This is a genomic window from Streptomyces sp. Xyl84 (genome assembly GCF_059731885.1).
This window is the reverse complement of sequence record NZ_AP029182.1, coordinates 5,963,140-5,987,163: the sequence shown is the minus strand read 5'-3', so window position 1 is coordinate 5,987,163 and position 24,024 is coordinate 5,963,140. Positions and strand designations below refer to the sequence as shown.

The 24,024-nt window shown below is 73.1% G+C and carries 25 protein-coding genes; 7 read left to right on the top strand and 18 right to left on the bottom strand.

Going from position 1 to position 24,024, the window contains the following annotated elements:
• Window positions 1–14: 14 nt before the first annotated feature.
• Both AC6I72_RS26005 and AC6I72_RS26000 read right to left on the bottom strand, forming a co-directional pair.
• Window positions 15–779, bottom strand: coding sequence for a methionine ABC transporter permease (locus AC6I72_RS26005; RefSeq protein WP_498003560.1), 765 nt, complete (start codon window positions 777–779; stop codon window positions 15–17).
• Entirely contained in the window at window positions 776–1,810 is a 1,035-nt protein-coding gene (locus AC6I72_RS26000; RefSeq protein WP_498003559.1) for a methionine ABC transporter ATP-binding protein, read from the bottom strand. The genes AC6I72_RS26005 and AC6I72_RS26000 overlap by 4 nt, the downstream gene beginning before the upstream one ends.
• Window positions 1,811–2,392: 582 nt before the next feature.
• Here AC6I72_RS26000 and AC6I72_RS25995 point away from each other — a divergent pair.
• Window positions 2,393–2,752: a hypothetical protein gene (locus AC6I72_RS25995; RefSeq protein WP_037860126.1), complete on the top strand. Its 360-nt coding sequence runs from the start codon at window positions 2,393–2,395 to the stop codon at window positions 2,750–2,752.
• A 1-nt stretch (window position 2,753) separates the two neighbouring features.
• Entirely contained in the window at window positions 2,754–3,194 is a 441-nt protein-coding gene (locus AC6I72_RS25990) for a hypothetical protein (protein WP_498003558.1), read from the top strand.
• A 43-nt stretch (window positions 3,195–3,237) separates the two neighbouring features.
• On the opposite strand, the gene AC6I72_RS25985 is transcribed toward AC6I72_RS25990, so the two are convergent.
• The 3 genes from AC6I72_RS25985 to AC6I72_RS25975 all read right to left on the bottom strand — a co-directional run bounded on the left by AC6I72_RS25985 (window position 3,238) and on the right by AC6I72_RS25975 (window position 5,622).
• Window positions 3,238–3,735, bottom strand: a complete 498-nt coding sequence (locus tag AC6I72_RS25985) for a GNAT family N-acetyltransferase (RefSeq protein ID WP_498004825.1) — start codon at window positions 3,733–3,735, stop codon at window positions 3,238–3,240.
• Between the two features lie 45 nt (window positions 3,736–3,780).
• The gene (locus tag AC6I72_RS25980; protein WP_498003556.1) at window positions 3,781–4,287 is read right to left on the bottom strand and encodes an RNA polymerase sigma factor; all 507 of its coding nucleotides are present in this window, start codon (window positions 4,285–4,287) and stop codon (window positions 3,781–3,783) included.
• A gap of 78 nt (window positions 4,288–4,365) precedes the next feature.
• The gene (locus tag AC6I72_RS25975; protein WP_498003555.1) at window positions 4,366–5,622 is read right to left on the bottom strand and encodes a glycerophosphodiester phosphodiesterase; all 1,257 of its coding nucleotides are present in this window, start codon (window positions 5,620–5,622) and stop codon (window positions 4,366–4,368) included.
• Window positions 5,623–5,894: 272 nt separating this feature from the next.
• Between AC6I72_RS25975 and AC6I72_RS25970 the strand changes: the two genes are divergently transcribed.
• A complete protein-coding gene (locus tag AC6I72_RS25970) occupies window positions 5,895–6,647 on the top strand; it encodes a lysophospholipid acyltransferase family protein (RefSeq protein ID WP_078884201.1) in 753 nt (250 codons plus the stop codon).
• A gap of 195 nt (window positions 6,648–6,842) precedes the next feature.
• Here AC6I72_RS25970 and AC6I72_RS25965 read toward each other — a convergent pair whose 3' ends face one another.
• The 4 genes from AC6I72_RS25965 to argH form a co-directional block, all read right to left on the bottom strand.
• The gene (locus AC6I72_RS25965; RefSeq protein WP_498003554.1) at window positions 6,843–8,354 is read right to left on the bottom strand and encodes an MFS transporter; all 1,512 of its coding nucleotides are present in this window, start codon (window positions 8,352–8,354) and stop codon (window positions 6,843–6,845) included.
• Window positions 8,351–8,917, bottom strand: coding sequence for a TetR/AcrR family transcriptional regulator (locus AC6I72_RS25960; protein ID WP_498003553.1), 567 nt, complete (start codon window positions 8,915–8,917; stop codon window positions 8,351–8,353). The genes AC6I72_RS25965 and AC6I72_RS25960 overlap by 4 nt, the downstream gene beginning before the upstream one ends.
• Window positions 8,918–9,039: 122 nt before the next feature.
• On the bottom strand, window positions 9,040–10,011 hold the full coding sequence (locus AC6I72_RS25955; RefSeq protein ID WP_498003552.1) for an aldo/keto reductase: 972 nt from the start codon (window positions 10,009–10,011) through the stop codon (window positions 9,040–9,042).
• 71 nt (window positions 10,012–10,082) lie between these two features.
• Window positions 10,083–11,510, bottom strand: coding sequence for an argininosuccinate lyase (argH, locus tag AC6I72_RS25950; protein ID WP_498003551.1), 1,428 nt, complete (start codon window positions 11,508–11,510; stop codon window positions 10,083–10,085).
• A gap of 288 nt (window positions 11,511–11,798) precedes the next feature.
• Between argH and AC6I72_RS25945 the strand changes: the two genes are divergently transcribed.
• Window positions 11,799–12,386 carry a pyridoxamine 5'-phosphate oxidase family protein gene (locus AC6I72_RS25945; protein WP_498003550.1) on the top strand — a complete coding sequence of 196 codons (588 nt, stop codon included), beginning with the start codon at window positions 11,799–11,801 and terminating at the stop codon, window positions 12,384–12,386.
• A gap of 21 nt (window positions 12,387–12,407) precedes the next feature.
• Here the strand turns inward: AC6I72_RS25945 and AC6I72_RS25940 are convergent, their stop codons facing one another.
• Window positions 12,408–14,051 (bottom strand): sensor histidine kinase, encoded by a 1,644-nt coding sequence (locus AC6I72_RS25940; protein ID WP_498003549.1) that lies wholly within the window; start codon window positions 14,049–14,051, stop codon window positions 12,408–12,410.
• Entirely contained in the window at window positions 14,048–14,794 is a 747-nt protein-coding gene (locus AC6I72_RS25935) for a response regulator transcription factor (protein ID WP_498003548.1), read from the bottom strand. The genes AC6I72_RS25940 and AC6I72_RS25935 overlap by 4 nt, the downstream gene beginning before the upstream one ends.
• A gap of 151 nt (window positions 14,795–14,945) precedes the next feature.
• Between AC6I72_RS25935 and AC6I72_RS25930 the strand changes: the two genes are divergently transcribed.
• Genes AC6I72_RS25930 through AC6I72_RS25920 form a run of 3 tightly spaced genes read left to right on the top strand, consistent with a single transcriptional unit; the run spans window position 14,946 to window position 17,551 of the window.
• Entirely contained in the window at window positions 14,946–16,298 is a 1,353-nt protein-coding gene (locus AC6I72_RS25930) for a ferredoxin reductase family protein (RefSeq protein ID WP_498003547.1), read from the top strand.
• Window positions 16,299–16,305: 7 nt separating this feature from the next.
• Window positions 16,306–16,773, top strand: a complete 468-nt coding sequence (locus AC6I72_RS25925; RefSeq protein WP_498003546.1) for an FMN-binding protein — start codon at window positions 16,306–16,308, stop codon at window positions 16,771–16,773.
• Window positions 16,774–16,813: 40 nt separating this feature from the next.
• A complete protein-coding gene (locus tag AC6I72_RS25920) occupies window positions 16,814–17,551 on the top strand; it encodes an FAD:protein FMN transferase (protein WP_498004824.1) in 738 nt (245 codons plus the stop codon).
• Between the two features lie 236 nt (window positions 17,552–17,787).
• Here AC6I72_RS25920 and AC6I72_RS25915 read toward each other — a convergent pair whose 3' ends face one another.
• The 7 genes from AC6I72_RS25915 to AC6I72_RS25885 are packed head-to-tail and all read right to left on the bottom strand — an operon-like array spanning window position 17,788 to window position 24,007.
• The gene (locus AC6I72_RS25915; protein WP_037860155.1) at window positions 17,788–18,339 is read right to left on the bottom strand and encodes an arginine repressor; all 552 of its coding nucleotides are present in this window, start codon (window positions 18,337–18,339) and stop codon (window positions 17,788–17,790) included.
• Window positions 18,340–18,359: 20 nt separating this feature from the next.
• A complete protein-coding gene (locus tag AC6I72_RS25910) occupies window positions 18,360–19,544 on the bottom strand; it encodes an acetylornithine transaminase (RefSeq protein ID WP_498003545.1) in 1,185 nt (394 codons plus the stop codon).
• Window positions 19,541–20,443, bottom strand: coding sequence for an acetylglutamate kinase (argB, locus tag AC6I72_RS25905; RefSeq protein ID WP_498003544.1), 903 nt, complete (start codon window positions 20,441–20,443; stop codon window positions 19,541–19,543). The genes AC6I72_RS25910 and argB overlap by 4 nt, the downstream gene beginning before the upstream one ends.
• Window positions 20,440–21,591, bottom strand: coding sequence for a bifunctional glutamate N-acetyltransferase/amino-acid acetyltransferase ArgJ (argJ, locus tag AC6I72_RS25900; RefSeq protein WP_498003543.1), 1,152 nt, complete (start codon window positions 21,589–21,591; stop codon window positions 20,440–20,442). The genes argB and argJ overlap by 4 nt, the downstream gene beginning before the upstream one ends.
• Window positions 21,588–22,616 carry an N-acetyl-gamma-glutamyl-phosphate reductase gene (gene argC / locus AC6I72_RS25895; protein ID WP_498003542.1) on the bottom strand — a complete coding sequence of 343 codons (1,029 nt, stop codon included), beginning with the start codon at window positions 22,614–22,616 and terminating at the stop codon, window positions 21,588–21,590. Before argC ends, argJ begins: the two co-directional genes overlap by 4 nt.
• A 54-nt stretch (window positions 22,617–22,670) precedes the next feature.
• Window positions 22,671–23,057: a GtrA family protein gene (locus AC6I72_RS25890; RefSeq protein ID WP_037860163.1), complete on the bottom strand. Its 387-nt coding sequence runs from the start codon at window positions 23,055–23,057 to the stop codon at window positions 22,671–22,673.
• The gene (locus AC6I72_RS25885) at window positions 23,057–24,007 is read right to left on the bottom strand and encodes a glycosyltransferase family 2 protein (protein ID WP_498003541.1); all 951 of its coding nucleotides are present in this window, start codon (window positions 24,005–24,007) and stop codon (window positions 23,057–23,059) included. Before AC6I72_RS25885 ends, AC6I72_RS25890 begins: the two co-directional genes overlap by 1 nt.
• Window positions 24,008–24,024 lie beyond the last annotated feature (17 nt).

Sequence of the window (24,024 nt, the reverse complement as noted above, 5' to 3'; positions counted from 1 at the left end):
GACCCGGCGCCGGGTCAGGCCGCCTTGCTCACGTCGGCCGTGGCGGGATCGCCGCCTTTCCCGGCGCCGCCGGCCGCGCCGGCCCTGAGCAGCCGCAGCCTGGGCGCCGGTCCGGAGCGGCCGCCGCGCCGGTGCAGGGAACGGGCGGTGAAGTCGCCGGCGAACTGGATGACCGAGATGACCACGGCGAGGATCGCCACGGTGATCCACATCAGCTGGGTCTCGAAGCGCTGGTAGCCGTAGCGGATGGCGATGTCGCCGAGGCCGCCCGCGCCGACCGTGCCGGCCATCGCGGAGTAGCCGATGAGGGCGACGACGGTCGTGGTGGTGCCGGCGATCAGGGACGGCAGGGCCTCGGGCACGAGGACCTTGCGCACGACCGTCCAGGTGTTGCCGCCCATGGACTGCACGGCCTCGACGAGGCCGCCGTCCACCTCGCGCACGGAGGTCTCGACCAGCCGGGCGAAGAACGGGATGGCGCCGATGGCGAGCGGCACGATGGCGGCCTCACGGCCGATGGTGGTCCCGGTCACCCAGCGGGTGAAGTTCATCAGGGCGACCATGAGGATGATGAACGGCATGGAGCGGGCGATGTTGACCGTCTGGCCGATGACCTTGTTGGCGAGGACGTTCTGGAGCAGGCCACCCCGGTCGGTGAGGACCAGCAGGACGCCGAGCGGCAGTCCGCCGACGACGGCGATCAGCGTGGACCAGCCGACCATGTAGAGGGTGTCCCAACAGGCCTGGGACAGCAGCGGGTGCATCTCGGACCAGCTCATCGTGCGCCTTCCTTCACCAGCGGGTCGTCCTGGCCGACGACGTCGATCTGCAGGCCCTGCTCGCGCAGGAAGCCGACGGGTACGACGTTGTCCTCGTAGCGGCCGGGCAGTTCGATGCGCATCCGGCCGACCTGGAGGCCGCCGACGGTGTCGATGGCCGCGCCGAGGATCGATATGTCGATGTTGTAGGTGCGGGACAGCTGGGAGATGACGGGCTGGGTGGCGGCCTCGCCGTGGAAGGTGACGTCCAGGACGGTGCGGTCCTCGCCGCCGGCCTCGCCGCCCACCGGGAACAGCGCCGAGGCCAGCTGGGAGCCCGGCGTGGCGAGCAGCTCGCTCACGGTGCCGGACTCGACGATCCGGCCCCGCTCCATGAGCGCGGCGGAGTCGCAGATCGACTTGACGACGTCCATCTCGTGCGTGATGAGCAGGACGGTCAGGCCGAGCTGCCGGTTGAGGTCGCGCAGCAGCTGGAGGATGGAGCGGGTGGTCTCCGGGTCGAGCGCGCTGGTGGCCTCGTCGGACAGGAGCACCTTGGGGTCGCCGGCCAGGGCGCGGGCGATGCCGACGCGCTGCTTCTGGCCGCCGGAGAGCTGGGCGGGGTAGGCGCCTGCCTTGTCGGCGAGGCCGACCAGGTCGAGCAGTTCGAGCGCCCTGCGGGAACGTTCCTTCCCTGACGTGCCGAGGATCTCCAGGGGCAGTTCGACGTTGTCCCGGACGGTGCGCGTGGACAGCAGGTTGAAGTGCTGGAAGACCATGCCGATCCGGCTGCGCGCCTGCCGCAGCTCCCGGCCGGCCCGCGGGCCGCGCCCGGCGAGGGCGGTGAGGTCCTGCCCGGCGACGGTGACCGTGCCCGAGGTGGGCCGCTCCAGCAGGTTGATGCAGCGGATCAGCGAGGACTTGCCGGCACCGGACTGGCCGATGACGCCGTACACCTCGCCTTCGCGGACGTGCAGGTCGACGCCGTCGAGGGCGGTGACCTCGCGTCCGCGCGAGCGGTAGACCTTGGTGAGGCCCGATGTGGTGATCACGTGGGTTTCCGTCACTGTCGAGTGCGCGGCGCGTCGTGGGCGCCGGGCACGGCGTTCATGGTCGGGTGCGGCCGGAACGCGGCACGTCCGGGAGCGGAAGGAAGGGACGCGCGCGGGGGGCACGGGCTCAGTCGCCTGCGGCGGACGGGCCGGACGCGGGCGCGGACATGAGCGGGCACTCGCTTCGGGGCGCGAGGCTCAGGTGGTGCAGGGGCCCTCTAGAAGGCGCACATTCGACGCACAGGACACATACAACGAGCACCGGGCGTCATCGTCGCCTCGGTCGCAGGGATGCGGCAGCTCGTCGTGGTCATGCGATCAGTAAACCAGACCCATGGTGCTGACACGGCACCGCTGTCCGCATCGTGGACGTTCTTGGGACGCCCCCGGGCGGTGGCCGGGCAGGGCCTCGCCCACGCCGCTGACCAGCGGCGACAGGTCCGGCGGTGGTCCGCCCGCGGGGGCACCCGGAGCCGGTCGCGGGCCGGGCTGTGGCCAATGCCACGGCCGCACCCCGGAGCGTCGGGCGCCGGCGCCGGGGCGGGCGCGGTGGGGTCTTCGCCCCGTAATAGGGTCACAGGCATGCTTGATGCCCTGACGCTGGTGACCGGCGTCGCCGCGTTGCTGCTCGCCGCCTGGTGCGGCTGGGCCGCCTACCGTGACCAGCCGACGAAGGACTGGCACTTCATCGGGATGGCCGTGGTCACCGTGCTGGCCCTGGTCCAGCTGGTGATCGGGATCGTGCAGCTCGCGCGGGGCGAGAAGCCGGACCAGGGGGCGACGATCTTCGTGGCGTACCTGCTGGGCGCCTTCGCGTGCGTCCCGGCGGCCGCCTTCATGTCGCTGGCGGAGCGCACGCGCTGGGGTTCGGTGACGGTCGCGGCCGGCGGGGTCGTCCTCGCCGTGCTCGAAGTGCGGCTCTACGACATCTGGGGAGGCTGAGATGGCCACTGTCGGCCAGAAGCCGGCCAAGGCGGCGAAGGCCCGGCTCATCAGCGGGCCGGGCATCCTGCTCGTCTGGCTGTACGGCGTGATGGTGGTCGGCGCGGTCTCCCGCTCCGTCTACCAGATCGCGACCGACTTCGGCCGGGCCCCGCTCGCCTACTCGCTCTCGGCGGCGGCGGGCGTGGTCTACGGCTTCATCACCTACTCGCTGGTGCGCGGCGGGGAGAAGGCCCGCCGGGCCGCCCTGGTGTGCTGCGCCGCCGAGCTGGTGGGCGTGCTGACGGTCGGGACCTGGACGCTCGTCGAACCGTCCGCCTTCCCTGACGCGACCGTGTGGTCCGACTACGGCATGGGGTACGTCTTCATCCCCGTACTGCTCCCGCTGTCCGCGCTGTACTGGCTGCGCAAGGCCCGCGGGCAGGGACCGGCGGCCGCCTGAGCCGCCGCCGGGACCCGGGGTCTGATCCGAAGAAAGACCCTGGCTAGGCGGTCGCCACGTACGTGCCGGCCGGCTTCTCCAGGAGGATCATCGGGACGCCGTCGGGGCTGTCGAAGGTGCCCACCGTCTGGTAGCCGACGCGGCGGTACAGGCGCAGGTTGCCCTCGCTGCGGTGGCCGGTGTGCAGGCGGAAGCGGGTGGCGCCGCGCTCCTCGGCCAGGGCCGCCTCGACCGCGCGCAGCAGCCGGGCGCCGATGCCGTGGCCCTGGAGGCGGGGGTGGACGCAGAGTTTGCCGATGGCGGCCGCGCCCTCCTCGGTCGTGCTGCCGCGCACCGAGCCCACCACCTCGTCGCCGAGCCGGGCCACGAAGACGCAGTCGGCGGCGACCTCCTGACGGAGGGAGTCGAGGCTCTGCACGAGCGGGTCGATGCGGTAGTTGCCGTACAGCGCCGCCTCACTCTGGAAGCACAGGTACTGAAGCTTGAAGATCTGCTCCGCGTCCTGCTCGGTCGCCGCCGAGATGGTCACGCTCATGCCCATGTGCGCACGCCTCCCGCTCACCTGATCACCTGTCGTCCCCCACTCCTATCCCCGGGCTTCGCGCGCCGCAACCTCCGGTGCGAGCAAACGCCGTAGACATCCCAGACATCTGGAACGTTCCGGGCCGAGGCTGCCCTGTGAGATACCCAACTCCCCGGCGATCTCCCGGTAGGTGAGGTCCCTCGGCGACAGCAGGGCCTCCAGCAGCCGGGGGCAGCGGCCCGGCAGCCGGCCCACCGCGTCGCGCAGGGCGCGCCCCCGCGCGGCGGCCAGCGCCATGGACTCGGGTCCGCGCTCGCTGTCGTCGGCGGGTTCGAGGCCGTACGGACGCTCGATGGTGACGGTGCGTCGGGTCCGGCGCGCCTCGGAGCGGACGGCCCTGCGCAGCCAGCCCTGGGGGTCGTGCGGCGGCCCGTCCGTCTCCAGGCGCTCCAGCAGCCGCAGCCAGACCGCCTGTTCCAGGTCGCCCGGTTCCGTTCCGGCGGCATGTGCCTCGGCACAGGCCTCCGCGGCGAGCAGCGGGCGCAGGGCGGTGAGCATGTCGGGTGTCATATGCGGCACGACGCGACCGCCCCGGCACGAGGTTGCCGGGGCGGTCCGCGGTTCACACCGACGGGGGGCGGGACGGGTTCAGCGGTTGACGGACCGGCGGCTGAGGAAGTCCTCCCGGGCGAGCAGGCCGGTGTCGGCGTTGTCGGTGAAGATGCCGTCGATGCCGGTGGCGAAGTACGCCTGGAAGAGGCCGAAGGCGTCACCGTAGGCGTCCTTGGCGGTGCCCTTGCGGAACTTCGGCGGCAGGAACGGGTTCTCGTTGCGCATGGTGTACGGGTGCAGGACCAGCCCCGCCGCGTGCGCGTCCCGCACGAGCGTGCTGGGCCTGCCGAGGTTGCCGTCCGCCTCCTTGGGGATGACCAGGTCCACGGTCGGGCCGATGCCCTGCGCGTAGGAGGCGATCTCCTTCAGGCCCTTGGGGGTGATGAGGTCGGCCACCGTGCGCGGGTCGCCGGCCTCGACGAAGTCGTACGGGCGGCTGTCGGCGCCGGACAGGAGCACGGCCAGGGGGTTGTCCACGAGCCGGCGCAGCCGCTGGATGCTGGTGGGCTCGAAGGACTGGAGGATCACCGGCGAGTTCCTGCGGTCCTTGCCGTGCCTGCGCAGCAGCTTCGCCACCCGCTCCTCCAGGCCGAGGCCCAGCTTGCGGAAGTAGGTGGGGTGCTTGGTCTCGGGGTAGATCCACACCTGCCGGCCGCGGCGGCGGGTCTGCTCGTCCTGCCACTTCAGGACCTCTTCGAAGGTGGGGATCTCCCAGCGGCCGTCGTAGAGGGTGTTGTGCGGGCGGTTGGCCGGGATGCGTTCGACGGCGCGCAGCGTCTTCAGCTCGGCGAGCGTGAAGTCCTCCGTGAACCAGCCGGTGGTGGGCACCCCGTCGAGGACCTTGGTGGTCCGGCGGCCGGCGAACTCGGGGTGGTCGGCGACGTCCGTGGTGCCGCCGATCTCCGGCTCGTGCCGGCACACGAGGTGGCCGTCCCGGGTGGACACCAGGTCTCCGGCCTCGACGACGTGCGCGCCGAGGTCGAGGGCCAGCTCGTAGGAGCCGAAGGTGTGCTCGGGCCGGTATCCGCTGGCGCCGCGGTGGCCGATGACCGTCGGCACGGGCAGGCTCCCGAGACCGCCGGGCCGGCCGGTCCCGCCGTGCCCGGCCGCGGTGGGCGCGGCCGGGGCCTGCGCGGGCCCCGCCTGTGCGGCGCCGGCCGTGCCGGGTGCTCCGAGGACCGCTCCCCCGGCGCCGAGCACCGCGGCCCCGAGCAGCGTCCGGCGCCCGGTCCGGGCCGTGCTTCCGCCGGACTCCCGCGCCTGCCCCTGCCGCTGCGGCTCCTGCGTCCCCATGTCCGCCTCCTGGTCTCGTGTCGTCGGTGCGCGCCGATCGTAGGGGGGCCGGGGTGACGGCCGGGAGGCCCCGGACGGAACACGGGGGTGACGCCGGATGACGCGCCGGCGGGGCGGGAGGGACGGACGGGAGTGACGGGAGGGGACGGGCCGGCACGGGCGGGTGACGCCCCGTAACCTCCGTCACACCGTTGCGTGCCGTTCACCGGGGCGTGACGGGGCTCCCGCGCAGGTAAACGTACGTCAACAGTACGTAAGAGGTGGTGAGCCCGATGTGCATTCGGGGCCGCGCCGCGAGTATCGTCCTCACCTGCACAGACTTCATAGAGAATCCCTTGACACCGGAGGGCCCGTTGTCCCGCTTCGCGCTCATCAAGGCAGTGCTCGGTCCGATCATGCGCCTGATGTTCCGCCCACAGGTGGAGGGCGCGGAGCGCATTCCCGGCGACGGTCCGGTCATCCTGGCCGGCAACCACCTGACGTTCATCGACTCGATGATCCTCCCGCTGGTCTGCGACCGTCAGGTGTTCTTCATCGGCAAGGACGAGTACGTCACCGGGAAGGGCTTCAAGGGCCGTCTGATGGCCTGGTTCTTCACCGGTGTCGGCATGATCCCCGTCGACCGCGACGGCGGCCGGGGCGGGGTCGCGGCGCTGATGACCGGGCGCCGGATCCTGGAGGAGAACAGGATCTTCGGCATCTATCCCGAGGGCACCCGCTCCCCCGACGGCCGGCTGTACCGGGGCCGCACCGGCATCGCCCGGCTGACGCTGATGACGGGCGCGCCGGTCGTTCCGTTCGCCATGATCGGCACGGACAAGCTGCAGCCGGGCGGGGCGGGGCTGCCCCGTCCGGGCAAGGTCACCGTGCGCTTCGGCGAGCCGATGGAGTTCTCCCGCTACGAGGGCATGGACCGCGACCGGTACGTGCTGCGGGCGGTGACGGACTCGGTGATGACCGAGGTCATGCGGCTGTCGGGGCAGGAGTACGTGGACATGTACGCCACCAAGGCGAAGGCGGCGTAGGCCCGCGGCGCACGGGCGGCCGGGCGCCGCGGGCCTACGCCCGCGTGAGCCGCGGGTGACCGGGCGCCGCGGGGGTTGCTGGGCTCCGCCGGGTGCGGCACCGCGGTGGTTGATCGCGTCCGCGCGGCGTCAGCCGCTCACGGACACGGCACCCGTGCGGGGCGCCGCCTCCCCGGGGTTCCCGGGCCTCCGGCTTCAGAGCTTCTCGTGCTTCAGCAGCACCCAGGCCGCCGCCGCTGCCGCCAGGAGGACCGCCGCGCCGGCGCCCGAGGCCAGGTGAAGGCCGTGGACGAAGGCTTCGCGGGCCGCGGAGAGCAGGGACTCGGCTGTGGGGGCCGGCAGGCCGGCCGCCGCCTCCACCGCACCGCCCAGGGACTCGTGGGCCCGCGCCGGTGTGCCGCTCGGGCCGCTGAAGCCCCGGTAGGCGGCGGTGACGATGGAGCCGAGCAGGGCGATGCCCAGGGCCGCGCCGAGTTCGTACGCCGTCTCCGAGACCGCGGAGGCGGCGCCCGCCTGGTCCTTGGGCACGCTGGAGAGGATCACGTCGGCGGTCACCGTGAAGGAGAGGCCGGCGCCGACGCCGACCACCAGCAGGGCCGAGCCGAGCAGCGGGTAGCCGGTGGCACCGCTGAGCGCCGTCAGCGCCGCCAGGGCCAGGCCCACCGCGGCGAGTCCGCCGGAGACCACCACCCGCACCGAGAACCGACGGGCCGCGCGGCCGGCCACCAGACCCGCCACCACGGCACCCACGGCGGCCGGCAGCTCGGCCAGGCCCGCCTCGAACGGCCGCCTGCCCTGCACCAGTTGCAGGTACTGGGACAGGAAGAAGACCAGTCCGGACATGCCGAGCACGGTCAGCAGGTCGGCGAGGACGGCACCGCTGAAGCCGCGGCTGCGGAAGAGCCGCATGTCCAGCAGCGGCACGGGCATCGTGAGCTGGCGGCGGACGAAGCCGTACAGCGCGGCCACGCCGAGCAGGCCCGTGCCGAGGACCGCCCAGGTGAACCCGTGCGCTGCGGCCTCCTTGACCGCGTACACGGTGGCGATCATGCCGACCAGGGACAGCAGGACGCTGGCGAGGTCCCACGGGCCCGGGTGGGGGTTGCGGGACTCGGGCAGCAGGCGGACGCCGACCAGGACGAGCACGGCCATCACGGGCAGGTTGATCAGGAAGACCGAGCCCCACCAGAAGTGTTCGAGCAGGAACCCGCCGACGATGGGCCCCACGGCCATGCCGGCGGAGGCGGCCGCGCCCCAGACGCCGACGGCGAGGCTGCGCTCGCGCGGGTCGTGGAAGAGGTTGCGGATGAGGGCGAGCGTGGCCGGCATCAGGGTGGCACCGGCGACACCGAGCAGCGCCCGGGCCAGGATCATCATCTCCGGCGTGGCCGCGTAGGCGTTGAGCACGGAGATCAGGCCGAACGCGGTGGCACCGCCGAGCAGGATGCGCTTGCGGCCGATGCGGTCACCGAGGCTGCCCATGGAGACGAGCAGACCGGCGATGACGAACGAGTAGACGTCGCCTATCCAGAGCAGCTGGGTGCCGGAGGGCTCGAGGTCCTCACTGATGTAGGGGGTCGCGAGACCGAGGACGGTCGCGTCGACGGCCACCAGCAGCACGGCCAGGACGAGGACGCCGAGCGCGAGCCAGCGGCCCGGGCGCTTCTCCGTCTCCGCCGCCGCGGCCGGCTGCAGGGTGCTGGTCATGGTTCCTCTCTCCGTGGTTCGTCCGTACGCAGGGCGCCGCCGAGCAGCAGCTCCACGATCATGTAGGTGTAGTCCTTGGGGGCCACCCGGCCCTCGGCCACGGCCCAGGCGCCGGAGGCCATCAGGCCGTACAGCGCCTCGGTGAGCCAGGCGGGGGTGAGGTCGATGCGGAACTCACCGCTGCGCTGGCCGCGCCGGAACAGGGCCTCGATCCGTTCGTCGATCCGCGCCCAGCCCGCGTTCTGCTCCTCGCCCTCGAACAGCTGGTTCTCGGAGTAGAGGAAGGCCAGCAGACCGGCCGCGGACTCCGTCTCGCGCACCAGCCGGTGCACGGCCTCACGCGCCGGGCCCTCGTGGGTCCTGGCCGCGTCGAGCGCGGCCTCGCACTCCTGGATGCCGAGCGCCTCCAGCGCACGCACGAGCGCGTCCCGCCCGGCGAAGTGCCGGTGCAGCGTGGCGCGGCTGATCCCGGCCGCCCGGGCGACCTCGTCCATCGTCGCGGTGGACTTGCGGGTCAGCAGGGCCGCGGCGGTGCGCAGCACGTGGTCACGATCGACAGCCATGAGACAACCATACACCGATTGAGACATTCATGTCTCACCAGCGGCGTACGCGTCTCAGCGGCCCGCCGTGCACAGGAGCGAGGCGGGCCGGGAGGGAGAGAGGGGCGCGGGGGCGGCGGGGCTCAGTGCCAGGGCAGCCGGGCGCGCCGGTCCCAGTAGGCGCGCGGCTCCTCGGCCAGGGCGTCGAGGCGGGCCGCCTGCTCCTCGTCGAGGTCCACGGCCGGGGCGTGCAGGTTGGAGGCGAGCTGGTCGAGGGTGGCCGCGCCGGAGAGGACGACGCCCGCCCACGGCCGGCGCAGGACCAGGGCGAGGGCCACCGCGTCGCAGCCGTAGCCGGTCTGCCGGGCCACCTCACGCAGCGCCTCGGGTGCCTGCGGGCCGGCCAGCCGCCCGTTGGCCATGCCCTCCTTGACGATCACGGTGAGCCCGGCGTCATGGGCCTCGGCGAGGGCGGGTCCGGCGGAGGTCTCCAGGGCGTTGTACGTCGACTGGACCGTACGGAAGAGGGGCTCGCCGTCGACGGTCACGGCCAGGGCGGCCCGGATCGCGTCGGCCTGGGCGGGGCCGCTGGTGGAGAAGCCGACGGTCGTGCCCGACGCGGCGGCCTCGGCGAGGCGGGCGTGCAGTTCCTTGTCGGTCAGGGCCGGGCTGTCCGGCGTCACCGAGTGGATCTGGTAGAGGTCGATGCGGTCGCCCAGCAGTGCGGCGCTCTCCGCGCGCTGCCGCTCGTAAGTGGCGAGGCCGTGGTCCTTGACCTCGTGCCGCTCGGCGTCGGTGCGCCAGTCGGCCGTGTAGGTGTACCCCCACTTGCTGCCGACGACCACGTCGCCGGCCTGCGGACGGGCGCGCAGCCAGTCGGCGAGGAACTCCTCCGAGCGGCCGTAGGAGCGGGCGGCGTCGACATAGCGCACGCCCTGGGCGTAGGCGGCGTCCAGGAGTTCGTGGGTACGGGCGCGCAGGGCGTCGACGGAGCGGTCGGCACCGAGGTCGCGGTCACGGCCGAGGTTGATGTACCCGGGGCGCCCGACGGCGGCGAGGCCGAGGCCGAGGTGACAGGTGGGGGTGGTGGCTGCGGCCAGTCGCGCGAAAGGCATCGCGGGCTCCGTTCCGGTCGGCTCCGTGCTGCGACCAACGTACCCGCGACGCCCCACGCGTCACTCACCCGCTACTTCCCGGCGTTCGCCCATGCGTGCTGGGCGGCCAGGTCGGCCTTGACCTCGGCGAGCTGGACGGCGACCGCGCTGGGGGCGGTGCCGCCGCGCCCGCTGCGGGAGGCGAGGGCGCCGGGCACGTTGAGCACCGTGCGCACCTCGGGCGTCAGGTGGGCGGAGATCTTCGCGAACTGCTCGTCGGTCAGTTCGTCCAGCTCCTTGCCCTCGGCCTCGGCGGTCTTGACGCACTCGCCGGCCACCTCGTGCGCCACCCGGAACGGCACGCCCTGCTTGACCAGCCACTCGGCGACGTCGGTGGCCAGGGAGAAGCCGGCCGGTGCCAGTTCCTCCATGCGCTCGCGGTGGACGGTGAGGGTGGCCATCATGCCGGTGAAGGCGGGCAGCAGGAGTTCGAGCTGGTCGCAGGAGTCGAAGACCGGCTCCTTGTCCTCCTGCAGGTCGCGGTTGTACGCCAGCGGCAGGGCCTTCAGCGTGGCCATCAGGCCCGTCAGGTTGCCGATGAGGCGGCCCGACTTGCCGCGCGCCAGCTCGGCGATGTCGGGGTTCTTCTTCTGCGGCATGATCGACGAGCCGGTGGAGAAGGCGTCGTGCAGCGTCACGAAGGAGAACTCCTTCGTGTTCCAGATGATGATCTCCTCGGCGATGCGGGAGACGTTGACGCCGATCATCGCGGTGATGAAGACGAACTCGGCGACGAAGTCGCGCGAGGCGGTGCCGTCGATGGAGTTGCCGACGCTGCCGCGCTCGAAGCCCAGGTCGCGGGCGACCGCCTCCGGGTCGAGGCCCAGCGAGGAGCCGGCGAGGGCGCCCGAGCCGTAGGGCGACACGGCGGTCCGCTCGTCCCACTGGCGCAGCCGCTCGGCGTCCCGGGACAGAGCCTGCACGTGGGCGAGGACGTGGTGGGCGAAGAGGACCGGCTGGGCGTGCTGGAGGTGGGTGCGGCCGGGCATCGCCACGTCCGGGTGCGCCTCGGCGAGGGAGACCAGCGCGTCCTGGAGGTCGGCGATCAGACCGCCGATGATCCGGGCGTGGTCGCGCAGGTACATGCGGAAGAGGGTGGCGACCTGGTCGTTGCGGGACCGGCCGGCGCGCAGCTTGCCGCCGAGGTCGGGGCCGACGCGCTCCAGCAGGCCGCGCTCCAGGGCGGTGTGGACGTCCTCGTCGGCGAGGGTGCCGGTGAAGGAGCCGTCCGCCACGTCGGCCTCGAGCCGGTCGAGTCCGGCGGTCATGCCGGTCAGCTCGTCCTCGCTGAGCAGACCGGCCGTGTGCAGCACGCGCGCGTGGGCGCGCGATCCGGCGATGTCGTAGGGCGCGAGCCGCCAGTCGAAGTGGACGGACGCGGACAGTTTCGCCAGGGCCTCGGCGGGTCCGTCGGCGAAACGGCCGCCCCAGAGCCGTACGTCACCGCTGTTGCTGCTCACTCGCTTAGCTCCTAGGGAGGTGTGGGTGTACGAACCGTACTCGTGCCGGGTCCGCGCCGGGCCGTGCCGTGCACGCGGCGCGCGCCGCGCGGCGGGCTGGCATGCATGAGTATGCAGAACTATGCATGGATCGTCAATCGAGCCGCGGCCCGGCGCCACACCCCAGCCCGGCGACGCGCCGCCGGGGCCGGGGCGCGCTGCCGGGGCCGGGGCGCGCTGCCGGGCCGGGGCGCGCCGGAGCCGCAATTCCTTAGACAGGCGAACGAGTTTCGCGGATAATCGGTGGACATGGGAAAGACGTATGAGCGCATAGACGGCAGGCTCCGTACCTTCATCGAGGAGCAGCCCCTCTTCTTCACCGCGACCGCGCCGCTCTCCGGCGAGGGCACGGTCAACCTCTCCCCCAAGGGACTCAAGGGCTGCCTCGCGGTGCTCGACGAGCACACCGTGGCCTACCTGGACTTCGCCGGGTCCACCGCGGAGACCATCGCGCACCTGCGGGAGAACGGCCGCATCACCCTGATGTGGTGCGCCTTCCAGGGGCCGCCCAACATCGTCCGCGTCCACGGCCGGGGCGAACCGGTCTTCCGCGACGACCCGCGGTTCCCCGAACTGCTCGCCCGGTTCCCCGACATCGACCCGGCGACGCACGGACTGCGCGCGGTCGTGGTCGTGCACGCCTCGCTGATCCGCGACACCTGCGGCTACGCGGTGCCCTTCATGGCGTACGAGGAGGACCGCGACCTGCACGGCAGGCGCTTCGCCCGGGAGGACGACGCCTCGCTGAGCGAGTACTTCACCAAGAAGGAGCACGTCGCGACCAGTCTGGACGGGCTGCCGGGGCTGCCGCTGCCCCTGCCGCCGTCCCCGGTCTGAACCGGCCGCCCCGGCGGGGGGTCATCCGGCGACGCCGTCCCCCTCGGCCGTGCGCCGGTCGTCCACGGCGCCGTCCTCGCCGGCGGGCAGCCGCACCGTGAACGCCGTCGCGCCCGGGCGGCTCTCCAGGCCCACCGTGCCGCCGTGCGCCTCGGCCACCGCGGCCACGATCGACAGACCCAGGCCCGCCCCGGCACCGCCGGACGTACCCGCGCGCCGGCGGTCGGCGCGGGTGAAGCGTTCGAAGACGCCCGGCCGGACCTCCTCGGGGACGCCGGGACCGTCGTCGTGGACGCGCAGGACCACGCCGTTGCCGCCGGCCTCGCGGACCCCCTCCAGGGAGACCGTCACCTTCGTGCCCGCGGGGGTGTGCAGCCGCGCGTTGGCCAGCAGGTTGGCCAGCACCTGGTGGAGCCGGTGGGCGTCGCCGGTCACCGTCACCGGGTCCTCGGGCAGCTCCAGCGCCCAGTGGTGCCCCGGGCCCGCCGCCCGCGCGTCCGTGACGGCGTCCAGGACCAGGCGGGTCAGGTCGACCGGACGGCGCTCCAGGGGGCGGCCGGCGTCCAGCCGGGCCAGCAGCAGCATCTCGTCGACCAGTTCGCCCATCCGCGCGGACTCCGCGGCGATGCGCTCCAGGGCGCGGGTGACCTCGGGCGGCACCGGCCCCGGGTGCAGCAGCGCCAGCTCCGCGTGACCGCGCACCGAGGCGACCGGTGTGCGCAGCTCGTGGCTGGCGTCGGCGGCGAAGCCGCGCAGCCGTTCCTCGCTCGCGTGCCGCTTGGTCAGCGCGTCCTCGACATGGTGCAGCATGCGGTCGAAGGCCGCCCAGACCCGGCCCACCTCGCTGCGCGGATCGATGTCGCCGGTGCGCTGCGGCAGCGCCACCTCGCCGCTGGCCAGCGGGAGCTCGCTGACGCGGGTGGCGGTGGCCGCCACCCGGCTCAGCGGCCGCAGCGACCAGCGCACCCACAGGGCGCCCGCGACGCCCGCGGCGGCGAGCCCGAGTCCGAAGACGCCCCCGGCGACCAGTTCCAGCCGGTGGACCGCGGCCCGCACCGGCTCCATGGGCAGGCCGGTGACCAGGACGTCCCCGTCGCGTCCCGGGCAGGCCGCCAGCCGGTAGTCGCCGAGCGCCGACAGGTGCGCCGTGCGGCCGGTGCGGTCCGTCGGCAGGGCCGCCAGGGCGGCCCGGTCGGCGGCGGTGAGGGTGACGTCGAAGCCCGGATGGGAGCGGGAGGGGACCACCGCCGCGTTGGTGATCCGGCCGGCGACGAGCCGCGCGCCGAAGGTCGCGGCGGCCTGACGGCGGGTGTCACCGTGCTCGTCGCCGTCGTGGTCGGACGGCTTGACGGCCCCCTCGGCACCGGCTCCGTAGGCCCCCTCGGCGCCTCCGGCCGCCCCGGTGCCCTCGGACCCCTTGGACCCCTTGGACCCGTAAGTCCCGTGTTCCAGGCTCTCGGCGAAACCCGCGCCGGTCTGCCGCAGCTGCTCGTCGAGCCGGCCGGTGAGGAAGCCGTCCAGTTCCAGCACCGCCGCCACCCCGACGGCCGCGCAGCTCACCGCGAGCAGCACGACCAGGCCGGCGGTCAGCCGGGCCCGCAGCGTCCGCGGCCACGGCAGACGCCGTGCCGGCCCGGAAGCGGCGGCCCGCGCGCGGGCGCTCACGGCGCCGGCTTCAGGACGTACCCGGCGCCGCGCACCGTGTGGATCATCGGCTCGCGGCCCGCGTCCACCTTCTTGCGCAGGTAGGAGATGTACAGCTCGACCACATGGGCCTGGCCGCCGAAGTCGTAGGACCACACCCGGTCGAGGATCTGCGGCTTGCTGAGCACCCGGCGCGGGTTGTGCATCAGGAGGCGGAGCAGTTCGTACTCGGTCGGGGACAGCTCGATCAGTTCCCCGGCCCGGGTGACCTCGCGGGCGTCCTCGTCCATGACCAGGTCGCCCACGGTCAGCCGCGGGCCGTCCGCCTGCTGCCGGGCCATGCCGGCCCGGCGCAGCAGCCCGCGCAGCCGCGCCACCACCTCCTCCAGGCTGAACGGTTTGGTGACGTAGTCGTCACCGCCTGCGGTGATGCCCGCGACGCGGTCCTCCACCGCGTCCCGGGCGGTGAGGAAGAGCACACAGACGTCCGGCCGCACGGCGCGCAGTTCCCGCAGCACCGAGAAGCCGTCGGTGTCCGGGAGCATCACGTCGAGCACCACGGCGTCCGGCCGCAGGGCGCGCGCACCGGCCACCGCGGCGGCCCCGTCCCCGGCGCCGCGCACCTCCCAGCCCTGGTAGCGCAGGGCTCCGCAGAGCACCTCGGCGAGATCCGGGTCGTCGTCGACGACGAGGACGCGGACGGGCGTGCCGTCGGGCCGGGTGAGCGCGGGGAGGCCGGAGGCGGCCGGGCGGGGTGTGTCCATGGCCCTTCCAGCATCGCCGACGGCCCGCGCGGGCGAGACGGCGGGCGCCTCTGAGTTCTCTGTGAAGGGCCGGCCCGGGCCCCGTTTCAGAGCCCCCTCAGAGGTTCGGCCCGCACAGTGGCGTTTTGGACCGGTGAAAGGACGGACGGCCATGACCACGGTGTACGAACGGCGGGCGGCACCGCCCGTGCCGCCGGTCCCCCGGCGCTCACCGGCGGGCGCCGTGTCCGCGCTGCTGTGGGCCGGGGCCGCCGCGGTGCTCGCCCTGTGGTGGTCGGACACGGCCTCCGTCGTGGGCGCGGCGGGCTGGCTGACCGGCGCCGGACGGATCACGGGGCTGCTGTGCGGCTACTCGTGCGCGGTGCTCGTCGGGCTGATGGCCCGGGTGCCGCTGCTGGAACGCCGCGTCGGTTCCGACCGGGTGTCCCGCTGGCACGCCCGGGCGGGCCGGTACACGGTGTGCCTGCTGGCCGTGCACGTCGTGCTGATCCTGGCCGGGTACGCCGCCCAGGACCGCGCCTCGGTGCTGCACGAGGCGGTCACCGTAGTCCTGGACTACCCCGACATGCTGATGGCCACCGCGGGCACGGTGATCCTCTTCGCCGCCGGTGTCACCTCGGCGCGTGCGGTGCGCCGCCGGACCAGCCACGAGTTCTGGTACTACACCCACCTGCTCACCTACGCCGCCGTCTTCCTCGCCTTCTGGCACCAGCTCGCGCTGGGCGAGCAGTTCAACGGCAGGACCTCCGCCACCGCCGCCTGGTACACGCTGTACGGGGGCGTGAGCGCGCTGGTGCTGTGGTTCCGCGTGCTGGTCCCGGTACGGCTCAACCTGCGGCACCGGATGCGGGTCGAGTCGGTGCACCGGGAGGCGCCCGGCGTGTACTCGGTGGTCGTCCGGGGCCGGCACCTGGACGAACTCGGCGCCCGGCCCGGCCAGTTCTTCCGCTGGCGGTTCCTGGCCGAGGGCATGGGCCGGACGTCGACGCCCTACTCCCTGTCCGCGCCGCCCCGCCCCGGTCTGCTGCGCATCACCGTCAAGGCGCTCGGCGACCACAGCGCGGCCGTGCCGCTGCTGCGGCCGGGCACCCGGGTGTGGGCGGAGGGCCCGTACGGCGCGCTGACCGCCGAGCGGCAGACATCGCCCCGTTCGCTGCTGATCGCGGCCGGGGTCGGCATCACCCCGCTGCGGGCGCTGTTCGAGACGCTGCCCGGCGAGGTCACCCTGCTGTACCGGGCCCGTACCGCCGAGGACCTGGCCCTGGGCGCCGAGCTGGAGGCCGTCGCGCGCTGGCGCGGCGCCCGGGTGCTGTACGCGCTCAACGACGCGGAGGGCCGGCGCCCCGCCCTCACGGCCGCGTCGCTGCGCGAAGCCGTCCCCGGCCTGGCCGGGCACGACGTGTACCTGTGCGGTCCGCACGCCTTCGCCCAGGACGTGTACGCGGCGCTGCGGGCCGCCGGGGTGCCGGACCGGCGTATCCACCACGAGTCGTTCGAACTGTGAGGCAGCCGTGCACCCGTTGAGGAAGAACCGTCCGCTGCGCCGGATCGTGCTGGCGAGCGCCGCGACCGTCTCCGGTCTCGTGATGCTGCTGTCCCTCAAGCCGCACACGCCCGCGACGATCGTCGCGGCGCCCGCGCCGGCGCCGGCCGAGTCGGGCGGCAGCGGTGCCGCCGGCGGGTCCACCGGCGGGTCCACCGGCACCAGGACCGTGACCGGTGAGAGCGTGCAGACCCGCTGGGGTCCCGTCCAGGTGCGGATCACGGTCGACAGCGGCCGGATCACGGAGGTGACCGCGGTCGCCTACCCCACGGACAACCCCCGCGACCAGGAGATCAACAGCTACGCCCTGCCCGCCCTGCGCAGGGAGGCGCTGACCGCGCAGAGCGCGGACATCGACGCGGTCTCCGGGGCCACGTACACCAGTGACGGCTACCGGCGCTCGCTCCAGTCCGCGCTGGACCGGGCCGGTGGCTGAGGGCGCGGCCCGGGCCGTCGTGCGGCACGCCGAGGAGGTCATGGGGACGGTCTTCTCCTTCGACGTCCGCGGCGGGGAGAGCGGCGCCGTGCGGGCGGCGCTGGCCGCGGCGGTGGCCTCGTTGCACCGGGCCGACGAACGGTTCAGCACCTACCGCGCGGACAGCCAGGTCTCCCGGCTGGCGCGCGGCGAGATCACCGAGCGGGAGTGCGCTCCCGAGGTCGCCGAGGTGCTCGCGCTGGGCGCCGAGGCGGAGCGGGTCAGCGAGGGCTGGTTCAGTCTGCGCCACGGGGGGTCCCTCGACCCGACGGGCATCGTCAAGGGCTGGGCGGCCGAGCGGGCGGCGCGGCGGATCGCGGCGGCGGGAGCGGACGCGGTCAGCGTGAACGGCGGCGGGGACGTGCAGGTGCTGGGCGCCCCCGGACCGCAGCGGCCGTGGCGGGTCGGTGTGTCGGACCCGCTGCGTCCGGGGGCCCTGGCCGCGGTGGTCTCGTCGGCCGGGAGGGCGGGGCTGGCCGTGGCCACCTCCGGCACGGCCGAGCGCGGCGCCCACATCACCGACCCGCGCACGGGCAGGCCCGCGGTGACCGACCTGGTGGCGGTCACGGTGGTGGCCCCGGAGCTGACGTGGGCGGACTGCTGGGCCACGGCCGCGTTCGCGAGGGGTGCGCGGGCGGGACTGGCCTGGCTGGAGTCGCTCCCCGGGGTGGAGGCGCTGATGATCACGGCGGACGGTGCGGCACGGTCCACGAGCGGCCTGGCGGCCCACCTGGGCTGACCGGACCCGCGCCCCGCCTCGGCCGACGAGCCTGCCGGCCCCGGCCCGCTCAGCCGGCCAGGCCTGCCGGCCTCAGCCCGATCGAGCCTGCCGCCCCGCCCCGCCTCGGCCGACGAGCCTGCCGCGCCGCCTCAGCCGGCCGAGCCGACCGCCTCGCACCGCCTCAGCCGACGGGCTCGCGGCCGCGGCGACCGCCCGTCGGCGGGTCGGGCGCGTCCGAGCCGGTGGGGTGCGGGTCAGTGCCCGTTCTGCGCCAGTCTCAGCAGGTGGTCGGCGAGGGCCTGGCCGCCGCTCGGGTCCCGGCTGATCAGGAGCAGGGTGTCGTCGCCGGCGATGGTGCCGAGGATGTCGTGCAGCTCGGCCTGGTCGATGGCCGAGGCCAGGAACTGCGCGGCGCCCGGCGGGGTGCGCAGCACCACGAGGTTCGCCGACGCCTCCGCCGAGATCAGCAGCTCCTGCGAGAGCCGCCGCATCCGCTCCTCCTTGGCGGACTCGCCCAGCGGTGCGCGGGGCGTGCGGAAGCCGCCCTCGCTGGGGACCGCGTAGATGAGGTCGCCCTCGTTGTTGCGGATCTTGACGGCGTTCAGCTCGTCGAGGTCGCGGGAGAGCGTCGCCTGGGTGACACTCAGCCCGTCGTCCGCCAGCAGCTTGGCCAACTGGCTCTGCGAGCGCACCGGTTGCCGGTTGAGGATGTCCACGATCCTGCGGTGGCGTGCGGTGCGGGTCTGCGGCAGGGCGGGCCCGGCGGCTGAGCCGTCACTGTGCTCGTGGTCCTGTGCCTGACTCATCGTCGTCCCATTTCTGCGGATCATCCCTCCCCGTCGGCCACGTCCAGGACGCCCGGCAGTGCCCCGAGGAACGCGTCCACGTCGTCGTCGCCGAGGTTCAGCGGCGGCATCAGCCGGACGACGTCGGGAGCGGGCGCGTTCACGAGGAAGCCGGCCTCCTGGGCCGCCTGTTGCACCTGTGGCGCGTGCGGCCCGGTGAGCACGATACCCAGGAGCAGCCCCGCGCCCCGGACGTGGTCGACCAGCGGGTGGCCCAGTGCCTCGATCCCCTCGCGCAGCCGTTCACCCTGCCGCTTGACGTTCTCCAGCAGCCCCTCGCCCGCGACGGTGTCCAGCACGGCGAGTCCGGCGGCGCAGGCGACCGGGTTGCCGCCGAAGGTGGTGCCGTGCTGGCCGGGCTTCAGCAGGTCGGCGGCGCGGCCGAACGCGACCGTCGCGCCCAGCGGAAGGCCGCCGCCGAGGCCCTTGGCGAGGGTGACGACGTCGGGCAGGACGCCGTCGTGGGCCTGGTACTCGAACCAGTGCCCGGTGCGGCCGATGCCGGTCTGCACCTCGTCCAGGACGAGCAGCGCGCCGGTCGCGGCGGTGATGGCGCGGGCCGCCTTCAGATAGCCGGCGGGCGGTACGACGACGCCGTTCTCGCCCTGGATCGGCTCGATGACGACCAGGGCGGTGTCCTCGGTGACGGCGGCGGCCAGCGCCTGCGCGTCGCCGTACGGCACGTGCGTGACGTCACCGGGCAGCGGCCGGAAGGGCTCCTGCTTGCCGGGCTGGCCGGTGAGGGCCAGGGCGCCGATGGTGCGGCCGTGGAAGCCGCCCTGCGTGGCGACCATGTGGGTGCGCCCGGTGAGCCGTCCGATCTTGAAGGCGCCCTCGTTGGCCTCGGCGCCGGAGTTGCAGAAGAACACCCTGCCGTCGCGGCCGAAGTGCTGGAGCAGCCGCTCGGCGAGGGCGACCGGCGGTTCGGCGACGAACAGGTTGGAGACGTGGCCCAGGGAGGCGATCTGCCGGCTGACGGCCTCGACGACCGCCGGGTGGGCGTGGCCGAGGGCGTTGACCGCGATGCCGCCGACGAAGTCGAGGTACTGCCTGCCGTCGGCGTCCCAGAGCCTCGTGCCCTCGCCGCGGACCAGGGGCAGGCGCGGTGTGCCGTAGTTGTTCATCAGCGCGCCCTGCCACCGGGCGGTCAGCTCCGCGTTGCTCACGACTCCCCCTCTTCGTCCGGCACGACCATCGTGCCGATGCCTTCGTCGGTGAAGATCTCCAGCAGGATCGAGTGCTGGACCCGGCCGTCGATGACGCGGGCGGTGTTCACCCCGCCGCGCACGGCGTGCAGGCAGCCCTGCATCTTCGGCACCATGCCCGAGGACAGGTCCGGCAGCAGCTTCTCCAGCTGGCTCGCGGTGAGGCGGCTGATCACCTCGTCGGAGTTCGGCCAGTCCTCGTAGAGGCCCTCGACGTCGGTGAGGACCATGAGGGTCTCGGCGCCCAGTGCCGCAGCGAGTGCCGCAGCCGCCGTATCAGCATTGACGTTGTAGACATGTCCGTCGTCCTGGGAGCGGGCGATCGAGGAGACGACCGGGATGCGGCCGTCGGCGAGCAGGGCCTCGATCGCGCCGGTGTCGATCGCGGTGATCTCGCCGACGCGCCCGATGTCGACCGGCTCGCCGTCGATCTCGGGGGTGTGCTTGGTGGCGGTGATGGTGTGCGCGTCCTCGCCGGTGAGGCCGACGGCGAGCGGGCCGTGCTGGTTGAGCAGCCCGACCAGTTCGCGCTGTACCTGCCCGGCCAGCACCATCCGTACGACGTCCATGGCCTCCTCGGTGGTGACGCGCAGGCCCGCCTTGAACTCGCTGACGATGCCGTGCCTGTCGAGGGCGGCGCTGATCTGCGGGCCGCCGCCGTGCACGACGACCGGCTTGAGTCCGGCGTGCCGCAGGAAGACGACGTCCTGGGCGAAGGCGGCCTTCAGGTCCTCGTCGATCATGGCGTTGCCGCCGAACTTGATGACGACGGTCCTGCCGTGGTGGCGGGTGAGCCAGGGCAGGGCCTCGATGAGGATCTTGGCCTTGGGCAGTGCCGTGTGTTTCCGCGTCGTGGTCATGAGGAGTACGCGCTGTTCTCGTGGACGTAGTCGGCGGTGAGGTCGTTGGTCCAGATCGTGGCGGTCTCGGAGCCGGCGGCGAGGTCGGCGACGATGTGCACCTCGCGGTAGCGCATGTCGACCTTCTCGCGGTCCTCGCCGACCGAGCCGTTCTTGCAGACCCAGACGCCGTTGATGGCGACGTTCAGCCGGTCCGGCTCGAAGGCGGCCCCGGTGGTGCCGATCGCGGACAGGACGCGGCCCCAGTTGGGGTCCTCGCCGTGGATGGCGCACTTGAGGAGGTTGTTGCGGGCGATGGAGCGGCCCACCTCGACGGCGTCGGCCTCGGTCGCCGCGCCCACCACCTCGACCTGGATGTCCTTGCTGGCGCCCTCGGCGTCCCCGATGAGCTGGCGGCCGAGGTCGGCGCAGACCTGCCGTACGGCCTCGGCGAACTCCTCCTGGCCGGGCGTCACCCCGGAGGCACCCGAGGCGAGCAGCAGCACGGTGTCGTTGGTGGACATGCAGCCGTCGGAGTCGACGCGGTCGAAGGTGACCCTGGTGGCCGCGCGCAGCGCCTCGTCCAGGGCGTCGGCCTCCAGGTCGGCGTCCGTGGTGAGGACGACGAGCATGGTGGCCAGGCCCGGGGCGAGCATGCCCGCTCCCTTGGCCATGCCGCCGACGGTCCAGCCGTCCCCGGTGACGACAGACGTCTTGTGGACGGTGTCGGTGGTCTTGATGGCGATGGCGGCCTTCTCCCCGCCGTGCTCGCTCAGGGCCGCCGCGGCCGTCTCGACGCCCGGCAGCAGCTTGTCCATCGGCAGCAGCACGCCGATCAGGCCGGTGGAGCAGACGGCGACCTCGACGGCGCCGACCCCGAGCACCTCGGCGGCCTTCTCGGCGGTGGCGTGGGTGTCCTGGAAGCCCTTGGGGCCGGTGCAGGCGTTGGCGCCGCCGGAGTTGAGGACGACGGCGGAGACCCGGCCGGTCTTCAGGACCTGCTCGGACCACTGCACCGGGGCGGCCTTGACGCGGTTGGAGGTGAAGACGCCGGCGGCGGCGCGGCGGGGCCCGGTGTTGACCACGAGGGCCAGGTCGGGGTTGCCGTTCTCCTTGATCCCGGCGGCGATGCCCGCCGCCTGGAATCCCTTGGCTGCCGTGACGCTCACGGTGCGACTCCGATCGTCGTAAGCCCGGTGGTCTCGTCGAGTCCGAGGGCGATGTTCATGCTCTGCACGGCACCGCCCGCGGTGCCCTTGGTCAGGTTGTCGATGGCGCTGATCACGATGACGCGGTGCGCGGCGGGGTCGTACGCCACCTGGAGCTGGACGGCGTTGGAGCCGTACACGGCGGCGGTGGCGGGCCACTGCCCCTCGGGCAGCAGGTGGACGAAGGGTTCGTCGGCGTACGCCTTCTCGTAGGCGGCGCGGACGGCCTCGGCACCGACGCCCGCGCGGGCCCTGGCGCTGCAGGTGGCGAGGATGCCGCGGGGCATCGGCGCGAGGGTGGGCGTGAAGGAGACGGTGACCGGCTCGCCCGCCGCCGCGCGGAGGTTCTGCATCATCTCGGGGGTGTGCCGGTGGCCGCCGCCGACGCCGTACGGGGACATGGAGCCCATGACCTCGGAGCCCAGCAGGTGCGGCTTGGCCGCCTTGCCCGCGCCGGAGGTGCCGGAGGCGGCGACGACCACCGCCTCGTTCTCGACGAGCGCGGCCGCGTAGGCGGGGACCAGGGCGAGGGAGACGGCGGTCGGGTAGCAACCGGGCACCGCGATGCGCTTGGACCCCTCCAGCGCGGCGCGGCCACCCGGAAGTTCGGGCAGGCCGTAGGGCCAGGTGCCGGCGTGCGGGGAGCCGTAGAACCGCTCCCAGTCGGCCGGGTCCTTCAGCCGGAAGTCGGCGCCCATGTCGATGACGAGGACATCGGGGCCGAGCTGTTCGGCGACGGCCGCGGACTGGCCGTGCGGCAGCGCGAGGAAGACGACGTCGTGCCCGGCGAGCACCTCCGGCGTGGTCTCGGCGAGCACCCGGCCGGCCAGCGGCAGCAGGTGCGGCTGGAGCGCGCCGAGCCGCTGACCGGCGTTGGAGTTGCCGGTCAGGGCACCGATCTCGACCTCGGGGTGCGCCAGCAGCAGACGCAGCGCCTCTCCGCCCGCGTATCCGCTGGCACCGGCGATCGCCACACGTACAGCCATGAGCCCTCCTCCTCGATGGCATGACTATACGTATGGATGCACGTTTATGCAATCCTAGGCGAGGTCCGCCTTGGGCAGCATGATCCAGCGGGAGACGACGAAGGTCACCGGGATCGCCGCCGCGGACGCGAGCAGCGGCGCGAACCGGCTCCCCGCGTGCAGCACGTCGACGATGAGGTAGACACCCGCCGTGGTGATCAGGAAATTGGCCGCGTTGGTCAGCGGGAACAGCAGGAATTTCCGCCAGGTCGGCCGGGTCCGGTAGGTGAAACGCGCGTTCAGGAAGAAAGAGCCGATCATGCTGAGGAAGAAGGCGAGCACATGCGCGAGGAGATACGGCAAACGCGTGAGGAACAACAGGTAAAGAACGTAGTACGTCGCCGTGTTGAGAACGCCGACCACGGCGAAGGTGACGATCTGCCTCGTCATCGGGTTACGCATCAGGGAATGAGATCCTTCGTTCGCTCCACATTGCTCTCCTTCACCAGGAAGTGCGGGCGTCCCTTCACTTCGTAGTAGATCCGGCCGGTGTACTCCCCGATCACGCCGAGCATGACCATCTGCACGCCGGCGAGCGCGGTGACGGCCGTGATGATCGTGACATAACCGGGGGTCTGCACGCCGTTGACGAGTGCGGCCCCCACGATCCACGCCGTGTACACCCCGGCGCACAGCAGCAGCCACATGCCCAGGTGGAGGGCGGCGCGCAGCGGCCGGTTGTTGAACGAGAGCAGTCCGTCGAGACCGTAGTTGAGCAGGGACTTCAGGGTCCAGGAGCTGCTGCCGTGCTCGCGGACGGCGTTCTCGTACTCGAAGGTGGTGGTGGGGAAGCCCACCCAGGCGAACAGGCCCTTGGAGAAGCGGTTGTACTCGGTCAGCGCCAGCACCGCGTCGACCACCCGCCGCGACAGCAGCCGGAAGTCGCCCACGCCGTCCTTGAGTTCCACGTCGACCAAGCGGTTGACGAGGCGGTAGTACAGGCGGGCGGTGAGGGTACGGGTGAGGCGGTCGCCATCGCGGCTGCGGCGGGCCAGCACCTGGTCGTAGCCCTTCTCGCGCAGCTCGACCATGCGCCGGATCAGCTCCGGCGGGTGCTGGAGGTCGGCGTCCATGACGACCACGGAGTCCCCCGAGGCGTGGCGCAGGCCGGCGAGCAGGGCGGCCTCCTTGCCGAAGTTGCGGCTGAAGGAAACGTACCGCACCCGCGCGTCGGCGGCGGCCAGTGACTGGAGCAGCGTGAGCGTCCGGTCGCGGCTGCCGTCGTCGACGTACACGAACTCCATGTCGTGGCCGAGCGGCAGCAGGTCCTCGGCGACCTTCTGGACGGCTTCGTGGAAGCGTTCGATGACGTCTTCCTCGTTGTAGCAGGGGGCGACGATCGAGATGAGCATGGTTCTCCCCGGGGGCG

Excerpts from the sequence above, each read along its gene's own strand:
- AC6I72_RS26005 (WP_498003560.1), bottom strand. The coding sequence starts at position 779 with ATGAGCTGGTCCGAGATGCACCCGCTGCTGTCCCAGGCCTGTTGGGAC.
- AC6I72_RS25995 (WP_037860126.1), top strand. The coding sequence starts at position 2,393 with ATGCTTGATGCCCTGACGCTGGTGACCGGCGTCGCCGCGTTGCTGCTC.
- AC6I72_RS25990 (WP_498003558.1), top strand. The coding sequence starts at position 2,754 with ATGGCCACTGTCGGCCAGAAGCCGGCCAAGGCGGCGAAGGCCCGGCTC.
- AC6I72_RS25985 (WP_498004825.1), bottom strand. The coding sequence starts at position 3,735 with ATGGGCATGAGCGTGACCATCTCGGCGGCGACCGAGCAGGACGCGGAG.
- AC6I72_RS25980 (WP_498003556.1), bottom strand. The coding sequence starts at position 4,287 with ATGACACCCGACATGCTCACCGCCCTGCGCCCGCTGCTCGCCGCGGAG.
- AC6I72_RS25975 (WP_498003555.1), bottom strand. The coding sequence starts at position 5,622 with ATGGGGACGCAGGAGCCGCAGCGGCAGGGGCAGGCGCGGGAGTCCGGC.
- AC6I72_RS25970 (WP_078884201.1), top strand. The coding sequence starts at position 5,895 with ATGTGCATTCGGGGCCGCGCCGCGAGTATCGTCCTCACCTGCACAGAC.
- AC6I72_RS25965 (WP_498003554.1), bottom strand. The coding sequence starts at position 8,354 with ATGACCAGCACCCTGCAGCCGGCCGCGGCGGCGGAGACGGAGAAGCGC.
- AC6I72_RS25960 (WP_498003553.1), bottom strand. The coding sequence starts at position 8,917 with ATGGCTGTCGATCGTGACCACGTGCTGCGCACCGCCGCGGCCCTGCTG.
- AC6I72_RS25955 (WP_498003552.1), bottom strand. The coding sequence starts at position 10,011 with ATGCCTTTCGCGCGACTGGCCGCAGCCACCACCCCCACCTGTCACCTC.
- AC6I72_RS25945 (WP_498003550.1), top strand. The coding sequence starts at position 11,799 with ATGGGAAAGACGTATGAGCGCATAGACGGCAGGCTCCGTACCTTCATC.
- AC6I72_RS25935 (WP_498003548.1), bottom strand. The coding sequence starts at position 14,794 with ATGGACACACCCCGCCCGGCCGCCTCCGGCCTCCCCGCGCTCACCCGG.
- AC6I72_RS25930 (WP_498003547.1), top strand. The coding sequence starts at position 14,946 with ATGACCACGGTGTACGAACGGCGGGCGGCACCGCCCGTGCCGCCGGTC.
- AC6I72_RS25920 (WP_498004824.1), top strand. The coding sequence starts at position 16,814 with ATGGGGACGGTCTTCTCCTTCGACGTCCGCGGCGGGGAGAGCGGCGCC.
- AC6I72_RS25915 (WP_037860155.1), bottom strand. The coding sequence starts at position 18,339 with ATGAGTCAGGCACAGGACCACGAGCACAGTGACGGCTCAGCCGCCGGG.
- argB (WP_498003544.1), bottom strand. The coding sequence starts at position 20,443 with ATGACCACGACGCGGAAACACACGGCACTGCCCAAGGCCAAGATCCTC.
- argC (WP_498003542.1), bottom strand. The coding sequence starts at position 22,616 with ATGGCTGTACGTGTGGCGATCGCCGGTGCCAGCGGATACGCGGGCGGA.
- AC6I72_RS25890 (WP_037860163.1), bottom strand. The coding sequence starts at position 23,057 with ATGCGTAACCCGATGACGAGGCAGATCGTCACCTTCGCCGTGGTCGGC.
- AC6I72_RS25885 (WP_498003541.1), bottom strand. The coding sequence starts at position 24,007 with ATGCTCATCTCGATCGTCGCCCCCTGCTACAACGAGGAAGACGTCATC.